Genomic DNA, 18658 nt, shown 5'->3' on the forward strand with positions numbered 1-18658 from the left:
CATATAGACCAAGAAGGAGAAGTTTGTGAGCATCCAGCGCACCGCTGTTATCGGCAGCGGACTCATGGGAGCCGGAATCGCCGAGGTGCTGGCGAAGTCCGGTCTCGACGTCATCGTCCGCGAGATCAACGAGGAGGCCTCGGCCGCCGGTCGTGCCCGTATCGAGAAGTCCCTGGCTCGCGCAGTCGACAAAGGCAAACTCGATGCCGCTGCCCGCGACGAGACGCTCGGCCGGCTGCAGTTCACCACCGATATCAGCGATCTCGCCGATCGTCAGCTCGTCATCGAGGCAGCCAGTGAGAATGAGGACATCAAGAAGTCGATCTTCGCCGAGCTCGACCAGGTCGTCACCGACCCGGAAGCGATCCTGGCCTCGAACACCTCGTCGATGCCGATCATCCGATTCGCGCAGGCGACCTCGCGCCCCGAACGCGTGCTGGGAGTGCATTTCTTCAACCCCGCACCGGTCCAGCCGCTCGTCGAGATCGTCTCCTCGGTGCTCACCGCCGAGGATGTCCGCAGCACTGTGACGTCCTTCGTCGCCGATGTGCTCGGGAAGAACCCGATCCAGGCCGATGACCGCCCCGGTTTCATCGTCAACGCCCTGCTCATCCCGTACCTGCTCAGCGCGGTCCGGATGCTCGAGGCCGGACACGCGACGAAGGAGGACATCGACGCGGGAATGGTCGGCGGCTGCGCCCATCCGATGGGGCCGATCAAGCTGGCCGACCTCGTCGGTCTTGACACCTGCCTCTATGCCGCAGAGAGCATGTATGAGGAGACCGGTGACCCGGCGAACAAACCTCCGATCCTGCTGTCGCGCATGGTCGATGCCGGCTTGCTCGGTGTGAAGTCCGGACGCGGATTCTACGACTACTGATCCGACGCCCCCCGGTACAGACAGGTCCGCCCCGAACCCTTCGGTTCGGGGCGGACCTGTCTCAGTCTGCAGGCAGCGCCCGGGTGTCAGCCGGCGAGCAGCTTCTCATAGCTGGCCAGGCGCACACACGCCACGAGGCCCTGCGCGGCGAGTTCGACTTCATCGAGTGTCGGCATCGTCGGCGCGATGCGGATGATGTTGTTGTGCGGGTCGAGACCGTACGGGTGCGTAGCACCGGCAGGAGTCAGCTTCACACCAGCTTCCCCTGCGAGTTTGACGACGCGATCGGCGATGCCCTCCATCGTCGTCAGAGTGATGAAGTACCCGCCGTCCGGTGAGGTCCACTGCGCCAGCTCTTCCGCTCCGAGTCCGTCCTCGAGCGCCTTGAGCACCGCATCGAACTTCGGTGCGACGATCTCGGCATGCTTGCGCATATGTGCTTCGACCCCGGCCGAGTCGGAGAAGAACCGGACATGGCGCAGCTGGTTGATCTTGTCGGGACCGATCGCGACCTTCCCGAGGTTCGCTCGCATCCAATCGACCGTGGCAGGGCCTCCGGCGAAGAACGACACCCCGGCCCCGGCATGAGTGATCTTCGAGGTCGAGGCGAAGACCCATGCACGTTCGGGATGACCTGCCTCTGCGCAGAGCGAGAGGATGTCGAGATTGTCCGGATGGTCCTCTCGCAGATGGTGCACCCCGTAGGCGTTGTCCCAGAGCAGAGTGAAGTCGGGCGCCGCCGTCGGCAGGGCAGCCAGCTCGCGTGCCCGCGCTTCGGTGACCGTGATTCCCGTCGGGTTGGAATACATCGGCACCAGCCACATGCCCTTGACCGCCGGATCTTCAGCCAGACGCTGCGCCTCGGAGATGATCGGGCCCTCGTCATCCATCGGGATGGTCAACAGCTCGAACCCGAGGGATTCGGCCAGGGTGAAATGCCGGTCGTAACCGGGCACTGGGCACAGCAGCTTATGCGGGCCCTGCCCCCACGGGCGATCATCGACGGCCGTGCCGTGCATGAGGGCGAAGGTCAGCGCCTGGGTCATGAATGTCAGCGAGGCATTGCCGCCGGCCAGCAGCTGGTCGGACGGAACCTTGAGCAGCGGAGCGAAGATCTCCCGCAGTTCGATGAGTCCGTCGAGTCCGCCGTAGTTGCGGGTGTCGACACCACCGGGAGTGCGGAAGTCGTCGCCGCTGACCGCAGTCAGAAGATCGGCAGAGAGGTCGAGCTGCTCCGGGGCCGGCTTGCCCCGTGTGATATCGAGCGCGAGACCGCGCGAGGCGAATTCCTCGTACGCGGCGGAGGCTTCGTCCAGTTTGGACGAGAGGTCGGACGGTGCGGACATGCTGGCTCCTTAGGGCTGGGAACGGGCCGTTGACTCCATCCTATCGACTCGGCGAATGTCGACGACGCTAGAGTGGTCTGGAGCGGTCGCCCGGACGACCGCAGGCAATTCGATGAAAGGCAGACTCAGATGGTGCGACCACGTGCGCAGGCCGCCCACGGACGCAGTTTCGGCACCCAGGCCGGAGTCTATGACGAGGTGCGGCCCGGATATCCCGACTCAGCTCTCGACCTCGCGCTGACCGGTTGGGAGCCGCAATGGTCTGGTCTGCGCGTATGCGACCTCGGTGCGGGAACGGGGATCCTCAGCCGTCGGCTGCTCACACACGGTGCTGATCTCATCGCCGTCGATCCCGACACAGCCGCGCTCGATCACAATCCTGCCTCCACAAAGATCGGCACCGCTGAGGACACCGGCCTGGAAGAAGGGAGCTTCGATCTGGTCACTGTTGCGCAGGCCTGGCATTGGTTCGACGAAGCGAAAGCGGCCGCCGAAGTGGCGCGGATCCTTCGCCCCGGAGGCCGGCTGCTCATCCTCATCAACCAACTCGATGTCCGGGTCGACTGGGTGCTGCGCCTGAGCCGGATCATGCACGCGGGCGACGTCTATCGACCGCAGTACCGACCTCAGCCAGGCAACGGTCTGGCTCTCGCCGACCACAGACTCGTCGAATTCACCATGGAGCTCACCGTCGACGGAATCGTCGACCTCGCCAGCACACGGTCGTATTGGCTACGCTCGAACGAGAAGACGCGAGCGCGAGTCGAAGCGAACCTGCGCGAGTACTTCAGTGTCGAGCATCCGGTGGCCGGCACGGTGGAACTGCCGTATATGTGCCTGGCGTACCTCCTCGAACGGGTCTGAACAGACGAAGCGGGCCGCACCCGTTGAGGGTGCGGCCCGCAGTCGGCAACCGGGAAACGCCTCGGCGTCCGAACCTCGGCCACCGTGATTTAGTTCGATTCCGGTGCCGGTGTCAGCTGTCGAGGCCGGGGGAGCGGGGTTCGTCGGACGAGGACGATTCGACTACCTCGGGGGAGGTCTGTCCGGCTGAATGCGAAACGGAGATCTTCCGGGGGCGGGCCTCTTCGGCGACGGGGATCGTCAGCGTGAGGACACCGTCGCTGTAGTCGGCGCGGATGCGATCCAGCGCTACCCGGTTGCCGAGCGTGAGCTGGCGAGCATAGGTGCCGTTGGTGCGTTCTCGGGTCAGCCACTTCACGTCCTTGTCGGCGACCTCGGACTCGCGGCGAGCGCGAACCGTGAGCGTGCGGTCTTCGACATCGACATCGATGCTGCTCGGATCGACTCCGGGCATATCGATGCGGGCGATGAAGACTTCGCCGTCGCGGTAGAGGTCCATCGGCAAAGTGGTGGCGTTCGGGGTGCGGGTCACCTCGGAGAAGAATCGGTCGAGGTCACGGATGGGGTCGAAACGTGTAGCCATGTGCTTCCTTTCGTTCGGGTCCTACATTGAGTCAAACACACTCAACTTTGAAATGATTCCAAACTCATGAAATTCTCAGTCTGTGAGCCTGGTTCCCATACTCCTCGCCCTTCTTCCCGTCACGGCGCTCATCGCCTTCGGGCTCGTCCTGAAGAGACTGCCGGGATTTCGGAGTCCGGAATTCTGGTCGGGCGCGGAGAAGCTCGCGTACTACTGTCTCCTTCCGGTGCTCCTCTTCACCTCCGTCGCCGAGGTGGACGTGGCCCATGTCCCGCTCGCGCGCTTGGCCGCAGCGCTCGTCATCCCCACCGTGATCGTGTCCCTGGGCATCGTCCTCGCCCGCCGGATCATCGCCCGCGATCTTCCGGCCTTCACCTCCGTGCTCCAAGGTGGGATCCGCTTCAACACGTATATCGGCCTATCGTTGGCGGGCAGCCTGTTCGGTTCCGAAGGCAGCGCCGTGGCCGCGATCGTCGCAGCGATCCTCGTCCCCACGGTGAATGTCATCTCGAGCCTCGGCTTCGAGTTCCTGCGCACCGGACCGAGCTCGCTGCTCGCGCTGTTCAAGGCGATCGTGACGAATCCTCTCGTACTCGGCTGCGTCGCCGGAACCGCGGCCAATGTCAGCGGTCTGGGTCTGCCGGACGCGGCGGCCACGGTCTTCGACCCCTTGGCGGCCGCCTCGCTGCCCATCGGGCTCCTCTGCGTCGGCGCCGGTCTGCAGGCATTCTCGATGCGTGCACATGCACGGGCCATCATCGCCTCGACGATCGTCAAGCTGATCGTGCTGCCGGGGCTGTCCCTCGCCGCACTGTCTCTCTTGGCAGTCCCGACGGTGTCGGCGCTGGTCGGACTGCTCTTCCAATCGATCGCCACGGCGAGCTCGGGCTATGTCATGGCCCGGCAGCTCGGGGGAGATGCGAAGCTCATGGCCGCACTCATCGCCGGTCAGACTGTCATCATGCTCGTGACCCTGCCCGTCGTGCTGCTCATCGGCAAGTCGGTCCTCGGCTGAGGACGGACCGGTCTCCCCGCAACCTCGGGCCCGAATACGAAGCTGCCGATCCCGTGCTGGGATCGGCAGCTTGAGTACTCGATTCGAGTTCACACTCGACTCAGGACTCGCTCTGAGCGCTGAGCCGGAGCGGTCATGCAGTTCTCACTCGCTGTCGGCGGTGATATCAGGGTGGCGTGAGCCGAGTTCGGAGTCGATGCGCAGCACGCCGGCACCGTCGTTGCCGACGCGCTCGAGGCGACCGATGATCTCGGAGATGCTCGACTCCTCCTCGACCTGCTCGTCGATGAACCAGTGGAGCAGCGGCAGGACATCGAGGTCGGCCTCGTCCTGAGCGGTGCGGTAGATGTTGCGGATGGACTCCGAGACCTTCTCCTCGTGGGCCAGTGCAGCCTTGAAGAAGTCGATCGGCTGCGAACCGGAGACCTTCGGAGCAGCGATATCGCCGATCTGAGGGGCGAAGCCGCGGTCGAGGCAGTGCTGGGTGAACTTAGCGGCGTGAACCTGCTCTTCTTCGGACTGGGCGCGCATCCAGCGCGTCATTCCGGGCAGATCGAGATCATCGAGCTGGATGGAGAGCTGGAGGTAGACCAACGAGGCTTCGAGTTCGAGGGTGACCTGCTCGTTGAGGACCTTCTGCATGGCGGGGCTCAGGTGCATCTTTTACTCCTTTGCGGTTCGAGGCGGATCCGTTCCGCCTGCTTAGAGAATATCCTGACACCTTTTCTAGAACCGTTCCAGTGTGGAAAGGCTCGGCAAACTCTGCCCAGGTATGCCATACCTGCCTAGACCGACGCAGCGTCCTGCGACTAATGCCGATCAGAGGTCTGGCCGTCTGAGGTGATGACCGGTGGCGGCTTCGAAAGCATGAGCGACTCGCAGCAGCTCGACGTCCGCACCGGGCTTGGCCACGATCTGCACACCCACAGGCAGGCCGGAAGCCGAGAAGCCGGCAGGCACCGAGATCGCGGGGCAGCCGGTCGCCGAGATCAGGCACAGTGCCCGCATCCAATCGAGATAATTCTCAAGCTGCACCCCATTGATCTGCCGGGGATACTCGATGTCCGCATCGAACGGCAGGACCTGGGACGTGGTGAGCACGAGTACGTCGTGGTCGGCGAAATAGCTGTCGACTTCCGCATGCAGGCGGATGCGGGCTGATTCGGCCGAAGCCACCTCGGCACCTGTGAGGTCGAGGCCCATGCGGATGTTCCACCGGACCGATTCCTTGATTCTGTCTGGGTGCGCCTCATACAGATCGCCCCACGAGCCCACGAAGTCGAGGGCGCGGCGGACGTTGAACACCTCGTCGGCGTCCGTGAGATCCGGGATCTGTTCGTCCACATGCGCACCGAGGCTGCCGAACACCGGCGCTGCGGACGCGACGATCTCCTTCACCTCGGATTCGACCGGAAGCAGTCCATCCAGGTCGGGGTTGAAGCCGACCCGCAGTCCGGCGAGGTCGGGGGAGCGGTCAGCGTCGAGTGCGAACTCCGGGAGGTCGAAGACACTGCCCGATTCCAGGATCGATTCCGGCGCCGAAGGATGCGGCCCGGAGGCCACCGACATGAGCAGCGCCACATCGGAGACCGTGCGAGCCATGAAACCGCTCTGGCCCAGCCACGCAAACGGATTGCCCGGTGGCACATGCGGGATGCGTCCGTTGCTCGGTCGCAACCCCACGACGTTGTTGAACGATGCTGGCGACCGCAGCGATCCGCCCATATCCGATCCGTCCCCGGAGGCCTGGATGCCTGCCGCGAGCACCGCTCCGACTCCGCCGGAGGATCCCGAAGCGGACTTCGTCCGGTCATACGGGTTCACGGTCGTTCCGAACACTTCATTGAAGGTGTGCGAGCCGGCAGCGAACTCGGGCACATTCGTCTTGCCCGTCGTCGTGATTCCGGCAGACTTGAGGCGGGCGATTATGAGCGCATCCGATTCGGGCACGCGGTCGGCCATGAGCGGCGAACCCCAGGTCGTCCGCATTCCCGCCGTGTCGTGAGTGTCCTTATGCGTCATCGGCACTCCGTGCAGTGCGCCGAGGCTTTCACCGCGGGCGGTTGCTGCGTCGGCGGCATCAGCTTGAGCAAAGGCGGCCTCGTCATCACGGGTGATCACGGCATTGAGAGCGGGATTGACCTCATCGATGCGGTCGAGGTGAGCCTGCAACGCCTCCCGGGCCGAGACCTCCTTGGCGGCGATCCGGCCGGCCAGCTCACGGGTCGACCACCACAGCATCTCCTCGCTCATGCGCGGTCCTTTCCGACCTTGCTCAGCACCGCGGACAGCGCGGCTCTGATGCCGGTCTCGAGAGTGGTCTCGACGTCATCGGGGGCGAAGAACGGGGAGTGATTTCCGGGTGGGGTCTCTTCGCCTTCGAATTTCGAGGGGGAGTAGCCGCCGAAGAACCAGTACACGTACGGGACTCCGATGTCATCGCCGAACGCTCCGACGTCCTCGCTGCCGGTGGCCGGCTTATCGAGGTGGACCTGATCGGTTCCGAGTTCGGCTCCGGCATGGGTGAGGAACGACTCCGTCTCCGCCGGGTCGTTGAAACAGCGCGGGAACCGGTACATCTCCTCGATCTCGGGCTCCGGCGCTCCGGACGCCAGCGCCTCGGCGAGGATGACCCGTCGGACGCGGTCGAGAACGACTTCGCGGACCTCCTCGTTGAAGGTGCGGATATTGAGTTTGAACTCTGCGGAGTCGGGGATGATGTTCTCCTTGAGTCCGCCGTGGAAGGTGCCGACGGTGACGACGGCCATGTCGTTGCCGGAGATCTCGCGTGACACGACCGACTGGAGGCGGGTGATCATATAGGCGCCGAGGACGATCGGGTCGATCGCGTTCTCCGGCTGGGACCCGTGTGCCTGCTTGCCCCTGACGGTCACGCGCAGGCAGTCGGACATCGCCATGGCGGTGCCGCTGCTGACGTAGAGGTGACCGGCGGCACCGGGCCACACGTGCTGACCGAAGATGACGTCGGGGCGCACGATCTCATCCCAGAGCCCGTCATCGAGCATGGCGCGCGCACCTTGGCCGGTCTCCTCACCGGGCTGGAAGAGCATGACGACTGTTCCCGACCACAGGTCCCTGTGTGCGACGAGGTGCTTGGCAAGGTAGAGACCGACTGTGATGTGAGTGTCGTGGCCGCAGCCGTGCATGACCTTCGTCGTCTCGCCGTCGGGAAGAGTCCCGTCCGCGGTTGAGGCATAGTCGAGGCCGGTGTCCTCACTGATCGGCAGCCCGTCGATGTCGGCGCGGTAGCCGATGACCGGCCCTTCGCCGTTCTCGATCACGGCGACGACTCCGGTTCCGCCGAAGGTGTGCGTGGTCAGTCCCAGCGCCTGGAGCTTGGAGGCGATCTCCGCCGCGGTGTTCGTCTCCTGCATCGACAGCTCGGGAGTGCGGTGGAAGTGCTTGTAGTCGGCGATCGCCTGGTCGAGATCAGCACTGATCGACGCGCGGAATGCGGGGTTGAGAGACATGATGTCCTTTCTGCAGTGGTCTGGTGCCATTTTGGCAGGAATTGTCGGATGCGGGGGTGAGTCTCGGCAGTTGAGCGACGACCGCATTCCGTCGGCTGCCGTCGTCAGTTGATTCCGACGGTGTCGGTGCCGTCGCTGTCGGGTCGCTTGTCCGTGACCGCCTTGTTGCGGGTGAACCATGTGATGAGGATGGTCAGGAACACGACGATGGCCACGTCGCCGGGGGCGAGCACGGGAACCAGCCGAACGAGGACGAGGATGACCAGCGCCGCCATACCGAGGGCGATGAGCGTCGACTTGAGTTGCTTGAGCGACGCGATGAGCTGGACGGTGACGCCGCCGAGGATGGCCGGGAGGATGTAGAGCTTCGCAACGAGGGTCACGGGCTCGGGAATGAGGGAGACGAGCCAGGTGCCGAGGATGCCGACGAAGATGATCATCGAGGCGACGTGGATGATCGCGGCGCCGCAGATGGCCATCGTCGCCGCATATTCGCCCTTGCGTGTGCCCGGCTTCGCCCCGATCGTGTCCTGAGCGACGATCGCCGAGGGCAGCAGTTTGTTCGAGACGTTGCCGATCATGAAAGCCTGGTACATTCCGGCGGGACCGAGGATCGGGAAGTACGTGAGCGGTTCGACGATGTAGAAGACTCCATAGACGGCGAAGACGGCGAGGAATCCCTTGAGGACCTCTCCGAAGTCGATGTCCGCGTCCGCGACGAAGAGCAGATAGAAGGGCACCGAGGTGGCGATGAGGAAGCCGATGAAGAGCGTGATCGAGCCCCACCGGCTGGTGGTGCGCTCGAATGCCGCATGCGAGGGTGATGTGATGATCGATGACATGTTCTCTCCTCAGGCTTCGGGCATGCCGAGACCGGCATAGTGGGCGAAATAGGCGGCGACGAGGCCGATGAGCAGGGAGATTCCCAGGCCCCATTCCTTCAGCCAGTTCTGTTTGAGCGTCCTGGCGAGCAGCAGGCAGATGCTCATCACCACTGCCGAGACGATGACGGCGATGACATGGGTCGGTGACTTCGGCAGCTCACGGAAGGTCAGCGCCGCGAAGGCCGCGAGCAGCGCCGCGCCCGGGATAATCGACATAAGTGCGGGATTGACCTTCTCGAGCTTGTGAGAGCTGCGTTTGAAGATCGGGGTGAGGATGAGGGTGGAGATCATCCAGCCGGCGCCCGAGAGGCTCATCGCCATGAGGGCGACGATGAAGACTCCCCGGGTGAAGGTCTCATCGCCGAGGTTGGCACCCATGGTGCCTGCCGCCAGGGACGCAGATGCGACCTCGGTGGCGGCGGACCCGATGAGTCCGACGCGGACGATCACCGGGGGAGTGCCGAACAGCGGCAGCAGAGCGATGGCGACGAGGACCACCGACAGCGATGGCCCGATGGCGGCGACACCGCCGGCGCGGAAGGCCGAACGGACCTCCTGTTGGCTCATACCCGCGGACTCGGCGTTCTTCTTCACCGCGGTCATATAGATGAGTGATTGAACGACGACTACGCCCATCACCGCCATCGCGAGTATCCAGAGAATCGGGGCGTTTGCGAGGCCGATGTAGTCGGCCGAACCGCTGGCCACGGTCATGGTCAGCTCCTCACTTCATTGTCGAGTTGCAGGGGCGCAAGACGGCAAGCCATATTGGCATACCATCACGCAGTGCGCAGGAACAACCTATACTGACCAATCGGTCAGGACCATGGTTTGACCAGAAGTTCTCGACACTCGAGATTCATCGGAGCGATATCCGACGCCCGTCCCGCCTTGCAGAACGACATCACCCGAGATCGTCGGGTACCGGCCCGGGTATTCGGACTTAGGCTGAGGGCATGGACGATGTCGCTACAACTCAGCTCGATCAGGCAGAAGCAGGTTGGGCCACAGCCCTCCATCGCGTCCGCACCTCCGATCTGAATCGGCCGAGCGGGGCGGCGCAATGGTCGAATGCGGAGCTCGTCAATCACCTGATCGGCGGGGGAGTCCGCTACACGAAGCTGCTGGAGCAGGCGAGCACGGAGGAGGTCGAAGCCACCAGGGGAGCCGATCACCTCGGAGAGGACATGATCGAATCCTTCTGGACTCATGAGAGGTCGTTCAGAGCACTGGTGAACGAATGCGACCTTCACGCGCCGGTCGCTCATCGGATCGGTAGCATCCCTGGCACGCAGCTGGTGCAGATGCGCATCCTCGAGCTCGCACTCCATGCGGCTGACCTCTCGCGCGGCACCGGACATGACTGGCCGATCGATGAGAGCCTTGCCGAGTTCATCTCAACCGACCTCGGCGATCTCATCATCGCTCTGGGTGCCGAGGGCGGATACAGGCCGCCACGCCCGATCGGCGAGGGAGTCACGCACGCTCAGCGCGTGCTGCTGCTGTCGGGCCGGTGACGGGCTCCAAACGGTGACCGGCTGGAACTGCGGTGCTTCAGCGCTTCTTCGGTGAGATGTACATGGTGATGCGTGCGGTGACGAAGGCGATGCCATTCGCGTCGAAGACATCCACGGGGACGACCAGGTCGAACTTCTCCTCGCCGAATTCGGGGATCTCTTCAAGCCGGGTGACGGCCGTGACCGGCCCTTTGCTGGCCTTGGCGTTGTATTCCACGGTCATTCCCGCCGGGATCCAGCGGTGAGTGGGCGGCACGGTCGCTTCCGTCATGACGCCGGCGGCGACTTCGGCCATATTGCACGACGCGATCGCGTGATAGGTGCCGATATGGTTGTGCATTCCACGGCGGTTAGGCGCAGTGACGCGACACAGCCCGGGTCGCAGCTCTTTGATCTGCGGGCGCACAGTACGGAAGTAGGGTGCTTTGAAGCAGATGCCCTGGGAGAACAGCCATGAACCGACGAGGCCGCCCAGAGGCATCTCCTGCATCTTCTTCCAGAGCTTGAAAGTGGGTGCCGATTCGTCGGTGTGCACGGCTGTGGTGTCTGCGGTCATGGAGGCGCCCTTTGCTGTGATCTGAGTTACTGTTCAGTACAAATGCTATCAGTCGGACCATTCGGCGAGCGTGTGGTCACGAGTGCGCTCGAGGAGTTCACGCAGCACCGATTCGTCGACATCATTCAAGCGCGTGAGATACAGGCACGACGTGCCGCTGCGGTACTTGCCGAGCCTGGAGGCCAGGTCGGGCCAGCGGACCTCATAGTCGCTCGTGAGATAGATCGTGTGCTGACGCGCAGCAGGGGAGTACGCGAGAACCGGCATCCTGCCGCCATGCCCTGATTCGCAGCGATACTCGACCTCGCCGAATCCGATGATGCGCGAGGCCCACACCACAGGTTCCTCGCCGGAGATCTCTGCGAGGATCTCGCGCAGGCGGTCGGCCTCGGCGCGCCTGGGACCGCCTGCACGCACGAGCACGTCACCGACGGGTTCGCCTGTCGGTCGCATTGCAGGTTGCTTCGTCGCCATTTCGCCCCCTGGTGTCGGCCTGATGGATAACAGGCTCAGATCGCCGGACTCAACTGTGACTGCGCACCACGGGGACCGGCTCAATGTCGTTACTTAACATAATGTATATTATCGGCGTTCTACCCGAAGACAGAGAGGAGCCTCGAAACTCACGAATGACGCTCCCAACACCAAAGCACAATGCACGGTGACGACCCTCACCGACAGAAATGGCCGTGAGCGACGCACGGATCACTCACGGCCATTCCATGATCACGAGCACAGCGCACGTGTCCATGCCTGCAGATCGTTGATCGTCAGATCATCGTGTGGTCTCAGCTGCCGACGGTGACGTGGCCGCCGAGGCCGACCTTGCCGCCGTCGTCCTTCTTGCCGCCTCCGTCATCGGCAGCGCCATTGGACTTCGTCAGTCCGGCCTTCTCGCCGCAGGTCGGCCATGCGCCCGGTCCCTGCTCCTTGAGGACCTTCTGAGCAATCCGGATCTGTTCCTTCTTGCTGTGCTCATCCGCAGTGCCCGAACCGCCGAAGCCGTTCCAGGTCTGCTTGGAGAACTGCAGTCCGCCGTAGTATCCGTTGCCGGTGTTGATGTGCCAGTCTCCGCCGGATTCACATTCGGCGACCTTGTCCCAGACGCCCTTCTCAGATGCCTGGGCCGGCTGCCCTGCGCTCATTCCGGTCAGTCCGGCGGCCGCGACAGCGCCGGCGCCGACGAGCAGGGCGACCTTGCGGAGGCTTGTGCTGTAGAGGTTCACTGTGTCTTCTCCAAAGTACGACTGCGTTTCGGTTCTGTAACCCGGTCGTTACCGAGCCGTTATACACGGTAACGAATCAACTGCCGCATTTGAACCCGAGACCGTGAATTCAGCATCCGAATCGTCTCTGCGGAACCTGAGTGAGGCCTGAAGAGCAGCGGCTCCCCCAGTCAGGAATTCACATACTGTGCCAGATGCTCCGCGGTCAGCGATCCATTCGCCTTCGCCCCTGCGACCAGCTCAGTCGGGCTGCCTTCGAAGACGATCGCCCCTCCGTCATGGCCGGCGCCGGGCCCCAGGTCGATGATGTGATCGGCGTGAGCCATCACGGCCTGATGGTGTTCGATGACGATGACGGTCCGCCCCGAATCGACGAGCCCGTCGAGGAGCTGCAGCAGATTCTCGACATCGGCCAAGTGCAGACCGGTCGTCGGTTCGTCGAGGATGATCACCTGAGCGGCATCAGCGGCCTTCGCCGACAGATGAACAGCCAACTTCAATCTCTGCCGCTCTCCCCCGGACAGAGTCGTCAGCGGCTGACCGAGGCTGACATAGCCGAGTCCCACCTCGGCGAGGATCTTCAGAATCTTCACGACCGCGGGGATACGCGACTCCCCCGCACCGAAATGCTCGATGGCTGTGTCTACCGGCAGGTCGAGGACCTCACGGATATTCAGTCCGCCCAAGGTGAACTCGAGCACCTCGGCTTGGAAACCCTTGCCCTCGCACTCGTCGCAGGGTGCGGACACGCCGCCCATGAGCGCCATATCCGAATAGATGATTCCGGCCCCGTTGCATACGGGACAAGCACCTTCGGAGTTCGCGCTGAAGAGAGCGGGCTTGACCCCATTGGCCTTCGCGAATGCCTTCCGAATGGGTTCGAGCATCCCTGTATACGTGGCTGGGTTGCTGCGCCGGGATCCCCTGATCGGAGCCTGATCGATCATCACGACCCCATCACGTCCACGCAGAGATCCCTCGATGAGGCTGCTCTTACCGGATCCTGCGACGCCGGTGACGACGGTGAGCACGCCGAGGGGCACGTCGACATCGACATCTCGCAGATTGTGCGACCCGGCGTTGCGGATCTCGAGAGCTCCCGCCGGTTCCCGCACCGTTTCCCTGAGCGACGCCGTGTATCCGAGGTGGCGACCGGTGAGCGTACCGGATGCCCGGAGGCCTTCGACGGTGCCGGTGAAGGTGACCTCTCCCCCGTTGCTGCCGGCTCCGGGTCCGAGATCGACGATGTGGTCGGCGATGAGGATCGTCTCGGGTTTGTGTTCGACGACGAGCACCGTGTTCCCTTTGTCCCGCAGCGCCAGCAGGAGGTCGTTCATCGATCGGATGTCGTGTGGGTGCAGGCCGATCGTCGGTTCGTCGAAGACGTAGGTGACGTCCGTGAGCGAGGACCCGAGATGGCGGACCAGTTTGATCCGCTGCACCTCTCCCCCGGACAGCGATCCAGCCGATCTGTCCAAGGACAGATATCCGAGGCCGATGTCGTTGAAGGCGCGCACATCCGCGCGCAGGGAATCGAGCAGCGCCGAGGCGGCTCCCGGCTCGATCTGGTCCAACCAACCCGTGATGTCCGAGATCTGCAGAGCGCAGACATCAGCGATCGATTTGCCGGCGATCAGCGAGGACCGGGCGGCTCCGTTGAGCCGTGTCCCTGCGCATTCCGGGCAGGTGGTGAAGACGACGGCACGGTCGACGAATTCACGGATGTGCTTCTGCATCGAATCCCGGTCCTTGGACAGGAACGACCGTTGGATCCGCGGGATCAGCCCGTCGAAGGTGATGTTGGTGCCATTGATCCTGACCTTCTCGCCTTCGGCATAGAGCAGATAGTGCCGCTCCTTCTCATCGAAATCGGCGACCGGTTTGTCCGGATCGAAGTACCCGGATTCGGAGAACATGCGCACCGACCAGCCGCCGGGTTTGTACCCGGGGACGGTAATAGCTCCGTCATTGAGAGATTTCGACTCATCGACCACCTCGGCGATGGAGATTTCTGTGGCTGTGCCCATGCCCTCGCAGTGCGAGCACATGCCGCCGTTGACGGAGAATGACTTCCGTTCGACCTGTTTGCCCTCGCCCTTGTCGATGGTCACCGCGCCCTTGCCGCTCAGGGTGGCGACGTTGAAGGAATACGCATTCGTCGATCCGAGGTTCGGTTCTGCCAGACGCGCGAAGAGGGTGCGCAGCTTCGCATTGATGTCAGAGACCGTGCCAACCGTGGAGCGCGGGTTCGCCCCGATCCGCTCCTGGTCGACGAGGATGGCCGTCGTCAGTCCCTCGAGGACGTCGACCTCGGGTCGGGCCATCGCCGGCATGAAGCCTTGGACGAAGGCGGAGTAGGTCTCGTTGATCATCCGCTGGGACTCGGCGGCGATGGTGTGGAAGACGAGCGAGCTCTTGCCGGAGCCGGAGACGCCGGTGAAGACCGTGAGACGGCGCTTGGGGATCTCGACACTGACGTTCTTGAGGTTGTTCTCCCTGGCGCCGCTGACACGGATGAGGTCGTGGCTGTCTGCACTGTGCACTGGTGTCAGTCTCTCTGCTGGATGCGGATCATGTTCCCGGCGGGGTCCCGCAGGGCGCAGTCTCGCAGACCATAGGGCTGGTCCATCGGCTCCTGTACGATGTCGGCGCCCTTCGCCTCCACCTCGGCGAAGGCCTCATCGACGTTCGGTGTCGCGAGCACGATCGCGGCATAGCTGCCCTTGGCGATGAGTCTTTCGATGGTCTCCCGTTCGGTGTCGCTGATCGTCGGGTCGGTCACGGGAGGGGTGAGCACGATCGATGTATCGGGTTGGCCGACCGGTCCCACAGTCAGCCAGCGCATGCGTCCGGCACCGACGTCGAGGCGCAGCTCGAAGCCGAGGATGTCACGGTAGAAGGTCAGGGATTCTTCCGCATCGGTGTGCGGCAGGAAGCTGGCGTTGATCGAGATGTCCATGTCAGCAATCGTAGACTGCTCAGCTCGGTGGGACTTCTCGATTCCTGACCGGTCTCAGTGCATTCTTCACCACGATCGTCGGCAGCCGGTGCTCGCCTGCGGCGACTCCGTCGCGGTAACGGGTCGGTGAGAGTCCGACGAGTTCGCTGAAGCGAGTGCTGAAGGTGCCCAGGGACGAGAAGCCGACGGTGAAGCAGATCTCGGTGATCGTGAGATCGCCGCGGCGGATGAGGGCCATGGCCCGTTCGATCCTGCGCGTCATGAGATACGAATACGGCGATTCGCCGAAGGCCGATCTGAACTGGCGGCTGAGGTGCCCGGCGGACATGTGCACGCCTGTGGCCAGGGCCTCCACGCTCAAGGGCTGGTCGAACTCGCGGTCGATGCGGTCCCGGACTCGGCGCAGAGCCACCAGCTGTTCGTTCACCCCTCGTCGACTCCCTGTTTCAGGGTGCGTCCGCGGAAGAAGTCGGGATGGCGGACGGATTGGATGATCATGATGACCACGCCCAGGGCCAGCACCCCGATGCCGAGGACGAAGACAAGTCCGACGCCGAAGACCGAGGATCCCGAACCGTAGTCGGGGTCGAGCGAGTCGATTGCGGTTGTGATGAAGATGATCAGCAGGGTCACGCCCCCGATGAGCGGGAACAGGAACCGGTAGAAGAACGTGCGGGTCGAGGCGAAAAGGCTGCGTCGGAAATACCAGATGCAGGCCAGACCCGTGATGCCGTAGTAGAAGCAGACCATGAGTCCCAGCGCAGTGATCGTGTCCCACAGAGCGTTCTCCGAGAGCAGGCGCATGACGACATAGAAGATGATCGCGGCCCCCGCCGAGGTGACGGTGGCGACCGATGGGGACTTGTAGCGGGGAGAGACCCGACCGTACTTCTCCGGAAGCGCCCCGTAGTGGCCCATCGCCAGGATCGTCCGCGAGGGCGAGACCATCGTCGCCTGCAGCGAGGACAGGGAAGATGAGAGCACCGCAACGGACACGAGCACTGCAAAGGGCCCCATGACCGGGCCGGCGAGTGAGGCGAAGATCGATTCCTGGTTATCGGGATTGCCCGCTCCCAGCCCTTCGGTGCCGACTCCTGCAAAGGAGATGACGGCGATCGTACAGGCGATGTAGATGATGACGATCCCGATGATCGTGAGCATGGCCGCACGGCCCGGAGTCTTCTCCGGATCCTTCGCTTCCTCGTTCATCGTGATCACCGTGTCCCAGCCCCAGAACAGGAAGATCGACAGCGATACGGCCGCAGCGACGGTGGAGAAGTCGCCGGCAGACAGCGGATTGAACCAGTCGAGAGACACCGGTGTCGGATCGTAGGAGGTGCCGTTGGAAGCCTGCACCATCGCGGCGACGACGAACCAGCCCAGCGCCAGCACCTGGAAGGCGACCAGCCACACCTGCAGCTTCTCGGTGGCTTCGACTCCCCGATACGACACCCAGGCCGCAGCGGCGGTGATGATGATCGTCACGGGGATGTTGATCCACAGCACTCGTGTGAGTTCGGCGATGGACGGATCGGAGAACACCTGGGACAGCAGAAGGAAGAGGAAGTCGACGGCCACGGCCGCGAGGTTGGACAGCACAAGGACGGTGGCGGCGACGAGTCCCCAGCCGCCCATCCAGCCCAGCCATGGCCCGAACGCTCTGGTCGCCCACGTGAACGTCGTGCCCGAATCCGGCATCGCGGTGTTCAGTTCGCGGTAGCCGAAGACGACGAGGAGCATCGGCACGAAGCCGATGAGCAGCACGGCCGGGGTGTGCACCCCGACCTCGGAGATCGTCGGACCCAGTCCCGAGGTCAGTGTATAGGCCGGAGCGATGCAGGAGATGCCGATGACGGCTCCCCCGATGGCTCCGATCTTGCCGGCGGAGAGTCCTTTAGAGCTCAGTCCGCTCGTGTTCGTCGACGGTGACGGCTGTGTGCTGCTCATCTCAGGACTTCTCGCCGAGGATCCTCTCGGCGGTGGCGGTGCCGATGCGCACCGCTCCGTCGACGTGCTGGTAGCCTTCGGCAGCGATATCGGAGCTGGCGAAGTGGATGGGCCCGACGGGGTCGTTCTGGAACGGTCCCCACCGGTGCAGACCGCCCAGGTCGTAGCTCGTCGCATAGGCTCCGCGAGTCCATTCCTCCGCGCCGAAGTCGGAGAGGTAGAACACCCGCGGGTCGAGTGCCTTCGGGCCGAGGAATTCGGCGAGGGCTTCGAGTATCTTCGTCCGGCGGGACTCTTCGTCCAGGGCCCACATGGCATCGGCGTTGACATCGGAGATGAAGCCGACGAGAGTGCCCTGCTCTTCACCGTGGTTCGTGTTGTCGTAGACCTCTTGGACGAGACGGGAGGCGCCGAAACCGGTTCCGCACAGACCGTCTTCGCGCCAGAACGGGGTGTCGTAGGTAGCGTGGACCTTGATGACGAGTCCCATCGACTGGTGTTGGTGGAAGATCTGCTGAAGCCGGGGCAGAGGCGGGTCATAGCTGATGCGCGAGTAGAGGTTCGGCGGAACGGCGACGATCGCCTGGCCTGCGCTGACTGTCAGTTCGTCGGTCGATACGCTGACGCCGGTCTCCGACCATTCGATCCGGCGCACCGGCTGCTGCAGACGGACGATGTCTTCGCCGAGCTCGTCGGCCATCTGCACCGAAACCGACTGCATCCCGCCGACGACGCGACGATCGAGGATGAAGTGATCGTCGACGAGATTCGTGAAAGATCCCGCCGAGGCGGCCATGAGAATGGCTTGGAGTGCTGAGAAGGTGGTGGCGGGCTTGGTCAGCATGCCGCCCGCGACGAACAGCCCGATGTTCTCACATGCGAGTTCGTCCTCGGACTGCTGACGCAGCCAGTGGTGGAAGGAGATCGAATCGAGTTCGGCAGCATCTTCGGCATCCCAGGGGGCCTTAGGACCGATCCTGGCGGCGAGTTCGTCGAGGATGCCGATGAGGCGCTCCATCTCGGACTGGGTCGACTCCCCCACCGGGAACATCTCTCCCGAATAGACGGTACGAGTTCCGTCGGGAGCGATGTAGACGCTGTCTCCGTCACGGTACCGCGGGTAGGTCTCTTTGCCGAGTTCGTCGACGAGGGCCAGCAGCGCGGTCTGGTCCGGGGAGATCCACTGTCCGCCGAGTTCGAACATCTGCCCGTCGATGTGTTCGGTCCAGGTGCGGCCGCCCACGCGGTCACGGGCCTCGAGCACGATGACGCTGCGTCCGGCCTTCCGCAGCCGACGGGCGGCGCTCAGGCCCGATGGGCCTGCTCCGATGATGACGACGTCACGGGTTTCTGCGGACACGGCGAACTCCTTCTGAAGCGATTGGGATGG

19 protein-coding genes are annotated in these 18658 nt (G+C 63.6%); 4 read left to right on the top strand and 15 right to left on the bottom strand.

What is annotated here, in order from left to right; translation table 11 throughout:
- Positions 1 to 25 precede the first annotated feature (25 nt).
- On the top strand, positions 26 to 880 hold the full coding sequence (locus D3I60_RS07490; RefSeq protein ID WP_262775506.1) for a 3-hydroxybutyryl-CoA dehydrogenase: 855 nt from the start codon (positions 26 to 28) through the stop codon (positions 878 to 880).
- Between the two features lie 86 nt (positions 881 to 966).
- On the opposite strand, the gene D3I60_RS07495 is transcribed toward D3I60_RS07490, so the two are convergent.
- Positions 967 to 2226 (bottom strand): aminotransferase class I/II-fold pyridoxal phosphate-dependent enzyme, encoded by a 1260-nt coding sequence (locus tag D3I60_RS07495; protein ID WP_262775507.1) that lies wholly within the window; start codon positions 2224 to 2226, stop codon positions 967 to 969.
- Between the two features lie 129 nt (positions 2227 to 2355).
- On the opposite strand from D3I60_RS07495, the gene D3I60_RS07500 reads away from it, so the two are divergent.
- Positions 2356 to 3090, top strand: coding sequence for a class I SAM-dependent methyltransferase (locus tag D3I60_RS07500; protein WP_262775508.1), 735 nt, complete (start codon positions 2356 to 2358; stop codon positions 3088 to 3090).
- Between the two features lie 112 nt (positions 3091 to 3202).
- On the opposite strand, the gene D3I60_RS07505 is transcribed toward D3I60_RS07500, so the two are convergent.
- Positions 3203 to 3673 (bottom strand): Hsp20/alpha crystallin family protein, encoded by a 471-nt coding sequence (locus D3I60_RS07505; RefSeq protein WP_262775509.1) that lies wholly within the window; start codon positions 3671 to 3673, stop codon positions 3203 to 3205.
- A gap of 82 nt (positions 3674 to 3755) precedes the next feature.
- On the opposite strand from D3I60_RS07505, the gene D3I60_RS07510 reads away from it, so the two are divergent.
- The gene (locus D3I60_RS07510) at positions 3756 to 4688 is read left to right on the top strand and encodes an AEC family transporter (protein ID WP_262775510.1); all 933 of its coding nucleotides are present in this window, start codon (positions 3756 to 3758) and stop codon (positions 4686 to 4688) included.
- A 144-nt stretch (positions 4689 to 4832) separates the two neighbouring features.
- Here the strand turns inward: D3I60_RS07510 and D3I60_RS07515 are convergent, their stop codons facing one another.
- The 5 genes from D3I60_RS07515 to D3I60_RS07535 all read right to left on the bottom strand — a co-directional run bounded on the left by D3I60_RS07515 (position 4833) and on the right by D3I60_RS07535 (position 9777).
- Entirely contained in the window at positions 4833 to 5348 is a 516-nt protein-coding gene (locus D3I60_RS07515) for a ferritin (RefSeq protein WP_139467206.1), read from the bottom strand.
- 159 nt (positions 5349 to 5507) lie between these two features.
- Complete coding sequence (locus D3I60_RS07520; protein WP_262775511.1) at positions 5508 to 6941, bottom strand: amidase; 1434 nt, start codon at positions 6939 to 6941, stop codon at positions 5508 to 5510.
- Complete coding sequence (locus tag D3I60_RS07525; RefSeq protein WP_262775512.1) at positions 6938 to 8179, bottom strand: amidohydrolase; 1242 nt, start codon at positions 8177 to 8179, stop codon at positions 6938 to 6940. The genes D3I60_RS07520 and D3I60_RS07525 overlap by 4 nt, the downstream gene beginning before the upstream one ends.
- A gap of 104 nt (positions 8180 to 8283) precedes the next feature.
- Complete coding sequence (locus D3I60_RS07530; protein WP_262775513.1) at positions 8284 to 9021, bottom strand: hypothetical protein; 738 nt, start codon at positions 9019 to 9021, stop codon at positions 8284 to 8286.
- A gap of 9 nt (positions 9022 to 9030) precedes the next feature.
- Entirely contained in the window at positions 9031 to 9777 is a 747-nt protein-coding gene (locus tag D3I60_RS07535; protein WP_262775514.1) for a DUF5058 family protein, read from the bottom strand.
- A gap of 242 nt (positions 9778 to 10019) precedes the next feature.
- On the opposite strand from D3I60_RS07535, the gene D3I60_RS07540 reads away from it, so the two are divergent.
- Positions 10020 to 10580 carry a maleylpyruvate isomerase N-terminal domain-containing protein gene (locus D3I60_RS07540; protein ID WP_262775515.1) on the top strand — a complete coding sequence of 187 codons (561 nt, stop codon included), beginning with the start codon at positions 10020 to 10022 and terminating at the stop codon, positions 10578 to 10580.
- Between the two features lie 37 nt (positions 10581 to 10617).
- Here D3I60_RS07540 and D3I60_RS07545 read toward each other — a convergent pair whose 3' ends face one another.
- From D3I60_RS07545 to D3I60_RS07580, 8 genes are all read right to left on the bottom strand, one after another.
- Positions 10618 to 11136, bottom strand: coding sequence for a hotdog fold domain-containing protein (locus D3I60_RS07545; protein WP_262775516.1), 519 nt, complete (start codon positions 11134 to 11136; stop codon positions 10618 to 10620).
- A 48-nt stretch (positions 11137 to 11184) separates the two neighbouring features.
- On the bottom strand, positions 11185 to 11610 hold the full coding sequence (locus D3I60_RS07550; RefSeq protein WP_262775517.1) for a DUF1801 domain-containing protein: 426 nt from the start codon (positions 11608 to 11610) through the stop codon (positions 11185 to 11187).
- 314 nt (positions 11611 to 11924) lie between these two features.
- Positions 11925 to 12362 (bottom strand): transglycosylase family protein, encoded by a 438-nt coding sequence (locus D3I60_RS07555; RefSeq protein WP_262775518.1) that lies wholly within the window; start codon positions 12360 to 12362, stop codon positions 11925 to 11927.
- Between the two features lie 170 nt (positions 12363 to 12532).
- Entirely contained in the window at positions 12533 to 14905 is a 2373-nt protein-coding gene (locus D3I60_RS07560) for an excinuclease ABC subunit UvrA (protein ID WP_262775519.1), read from the bottom strand.
- A 5-nt stretch (positions 14906 to 14910) separates the two neighbouring features.
- Positions 14911 to 15321, bottom strand: a complete 411-nt coding sequence (locus tag D3I60_RS07565; protein ID WP_139467215.1) for a VOC family protein — start codon at positions 15319 to 15321, stop codon at positions 14911 to 14913.
- A gap of 19 nt (positions 15322 to 15340) precedes the next feature.
- On the bottom strand, positions 15341 to 15748 hold the full coding sequence (locus tag D3I60_RS07570; protein WP_262775520.1) for a helix-turn-helix transcriptional regulator: 408 nt from the start codon (positions 15746 to 15748) through the stop codon (positions 15341 to 15343).
- Positions 15745 to 17268: an APC family permease gene (locus D3I60_RS07575; protein WP_262775521.1), complete on the bottom strand. Its 1524-nt coding sequence runs from the start codon at positions 17266 to 17268 to the stop codon at positions 15745 to 15747. Before D3I60_RS07575 ends, D3I60_RS07570 begins: the two co-directional genes overlap by 4 nt.
- Position 17269: 1 nt before the next feature.
- The gene (locus tag D3I60_RS07580; RefSeq protein WP_262775522.1) at positions 17270 to 18628 is read right to left on the bottom strand and encodes a flavin monoamine oxidase family protein; all 1359 of its coding nucleotides are present in this window, start codon (positions 18626 to 18628) and stop codon (positions 17270 to 17272) included.
- Between the last annotated feature and the right edge of the window lie 30 nt (positions 18629 to 18658).

This window comes from Brevibacterium permense (genome assembly GCF_025506275.1).
GTDB classification, from domain to species: domain Bacteria; phylum Actinomycetota; class Actinomycetes; order Actinomycetales; family Brevibacteriaceae; genus Brevibacterium; species Brevibacterium permense_A.

Coding starts and splice junctions, on each gene's coding strand:
- D3I60_RS07495 (WP_262775507.1), bottom strand. CDS start 2,226: ATGTCCGCACCGTCCGACCTCTCGTCCAAACTGGACGAAGCCTCCGCC.
- D3I60_RS07500 (WP_262775508.1), top strand. CDS start 2,356: ATGGTGCGACCACGTGCGCAGGCCGCCCACGGACGCAGTTTCGGCACC.
- D3I60_RS07505 (WP_262775509.1), bottom strand. CDS start 3,673: ATGGCTACACGTTTCGACCCCATCCGTGACCTCGACCGATTCTTCTCC.
- D3I60_RS07515 (WP_139467206.1), bottom strand. CDS start 5,348: ATGCACCTGAGCCCCGCCATGCAGAAGGTCCTCAACGAGCAGGTCACC.
- D3I60_RS07520 (WP_262775511.1), bottom strand. CDS start 6,941: ATGAGCGAGGAGATGCTGTGGTGGTCGACCCGTGAGCTGGCCGGCCGG.
- D3I60_RS07525 (WP_262775512.1), bottom strand. CDS start 8,179: ATGTCTCTCAACCCCGCATTCCGCGCGTCGATCAGTGCTGATCTCGAC.
- D3I60_RS07530 (WP_262775513.1), bottom strand. CDS start 9,021: ATGTCATCGATCATCACATCACCCTCGCATGCGGCATTCGAGCGCACC.
- D3I60_RS07535 (WP_262775514.1), bottom strand. CDS start 9,777: ATGACCGTGGCCAGCGGTTCGGCCGACTACATCGGCCTCGCAAACGCC.
- D3I60_RS07540 (WP_262775515.1), top strand. CDS start 10,020: ATGGACGATGTCGCTACAACTCAGCTCGATCAGGCAGAAGCAGGTTGG.
- D3I60_RS07545 (WP_262775516.1), bottom strand. CDS start 11,136: ATGACCGCAGACACCACAGCCGTGCACACCGACGAATCGGCACCCACT.
- D3I60_RS07550 (WP_262775517.1), bottom strand. CDS start 11,610: ATGGCGACGAAGCAACCTGCAATGCGACCGACAGGCGAACCCGTCGGT.
- D3I60_RS07565 (WP_139467215.1), bottom strand. CDS start 15,321: ATGGACATCTCGATCAACGCCAGCTTCCTGCCGCACACCGATGCGGAA.
- D3I60_RS07575 (WP_262775521.1), bottom strand. CDS start 17,268: ATGAGCAGCACACAGCCGTCACCGTCGACGAACACGAGCGGACTGAGC.